Here is a 1844-nt window from a genome sequence, read left to right on the forward strand (position 1 = left end):
TCCTCTACCTCTGTGCCGAGAACGCCGAGATCGGCGACGGCCGGCGCCGCCCGACGAACCCTCAGCCGAAGCGCACCAAAGGCGGTCCGCGCCTGTTCCCCCCGGACAGGGCGACCCTCTGGGACGTCGGGGTCCGGCTCGGCGCCGCCCTGCGCCAGACCACCCGGGAGCACGGCGCGGCGGGGGAATCGGACGGACCGGGCCACACCGGGCCGCGACCGCACATCCGCCGCGCGCACTGGCACACCTACCTGACCGGGAGGGGGAAGCGTGGACGGCGCGTGCGCTGGCTGGCGCCGATCCCGGTCAAGCTCTCCGATCCCGACGCGCTCCCGGCGACTGTGCGGGCGGTAGGGCGGGCGGGGGATTGATCGGGGGTTGGGTGATGGCCGGCGGGCGAGGCGACCACGGTCTCGGCGGTCTGGCGCTGCTCGACGAGGATGATGTCGCCGTCCTGGATCTGATCATCGGTCATCGAGTTACCGCGCAGCGCGTAGCTGTTCTTGCACATCCGCGCGACGGTTGACGAAGACGAACAGATGCCCGGACAGCGGATTCTGGGCAACCGCGTGCTGCTTCAAGGGGATCAACCCGGTGGAGGATTTGCGCATGTCCATGTGACGGCCGTAGACGGAGGCCTGCATGCGCCCTTCCGGGAAGAACATTACCCTCGCCCCAGGCGCAGCACAACACCCCCGCCGAGATCCAGTTCAGATCCTGGGACGGGCCCATCCGTGGGCGGCGCCGACAGCACACCCAGATCGAGAAACGCCGACGACGACCCACTGTCAGACGCCACCGGCGCGCTCAACAAGGGCCTGCCATTCAGCGCGGCTGCGCCGCACCCCAATGCTCATCGTGGTCTCCTGTCGTGATCAAGGACAGAGCCGAAATTCGCCGCCATCCAGATGGTCGATGTCCATCTACCGACGACCATGGCCGTACCCTCATTCTGAGCCGTTACACCGAGCCGGAGGCCGACCAGCAACTGCTGCTCGACCGGCTGAATCTGCAGCTGCCCGCGCAGCCACTTTTTCGGATCGACAGGGACCCTCAGCGCAGCCGAATCACGTTCTGCTGCCCACCGAAAACGCCCTGCGCTGAGGGCACCAAGTGGTCGTGGTGGGTCAGGAAAATCACCTGGGTCTTGCGGGAGAGCCGGGCCAGGGCGGCGAGGCCGGCACGGGCACGGTCATCGTCCCAGTTGATGAAGAGGTCGTCGGCCAGGAAGGGCATGGGTGGGGATTGGTCCAGGTGCAACTCCAGGGCGGCGAGGCGCAGGGCCAGGTAGAGCTGATCGCGGGTACCGTGGCTCATGCCCTCGATGGTGACCCGCTCCCCGTTCGGGCGCTGCCCGTGCAGGGTGGGCGGGTCCTTGTCGTAGTCCACCACCAGCCGCTCGAAGGAACCCAGGGTGAGTTCCGCGAAGATCTGCCCGGCGCGCCCGAGCATGGGCCCCTGGCGGGCCTCCCGGTAGCGCTCGATGGCCCAGCGCAGCAAGCGGGCGGCGGTGTAGGTGCGAAGGTACCGCTCCACCGCGTTGCCCATCCGCGCCAGGGCCTCCTGTCGCTTCGCCTCGGCGCGGGCGGCGTCGTCCTGCCCCGCGATGCGCTGCAGGCTGGTCTCGGCCGTCCGCAGAGCGGCAGCGTTCTGCCGCTGCTGCTCGAGGAGGTCGTCCAAATCCCGGTTCAGCGTCGCCAGATCCGCCGGGATCACGCCAGGGTCCAACTCCGCAAGCTCGGCATCCAGCGTCTCCCTGGTGAGTCCGTCGGAGCTCTCCAGCAGGGTCCGCTGGAGGTCGCGGACCTCTCCCTCCAGCCCGCGCGCCTGGTCCGAGCGAGCGA

3 protein-coding genes are annotated in these 1844 nt (G+C 69.0%); 1 reads left to right on the forward strand and 2 read right to left on the reverse strand.

Annotated elements, in window-relative coordinates:
• On the forward strand, positions 1 to 371 hold a 371-nt coding region (locus ABC977_RS18050), incomplete at its 5' end, for an AcrVA2 family anti-CRISPR protein (RefSeq protein WP_501040254.1).
• A 108-nt stretch (positions 372 to 479) separates the two neighbouring features.
• Here ABC977_RS18050 and tnpB read toward each other — a convergent pair.
• On the reverse strand, positions 480 to 644 hold the full coding sequence (tnpB, locus tag ABC977_RS18060) for an IS66 family insertion sequence element accessory protein TnpB (protein WP_439849211.1): 165 nt from the start codon (positions 642 to 644) through the stop codon (positions 480 to 482).
• Positions 645 to 1053: 409 nt separating this feature from the next.
• Positions 1054 to 1844 (reverse strand): ATP-binding protein (locus ABC977_RS18065; protein ID WP_369668662.1); only part of this gene is annotated, 791 nt, incomplete at its 5' end.

The sequence above is a fragment of the Thioalkalicoccus limnaeus genome, from assembly GCF_041197575.1.
Lineage (GTDB): Bacteria > Pseudomonadota > Gammaproteobacteria > Chromatiales > Chromatiaceae > Thioalkalicoccus > Thioalkalicoccus limnaeus.

Bases quoted from the DNA above. Each gene is read 5' to 3' on its own strand.
- tnpB (WP_439849211.1), bottom strand. From the start codon at position 644: ATGCAGGCCTCCGTCTACGGCCGTCACATGGACATGCGCAAATCCTCC.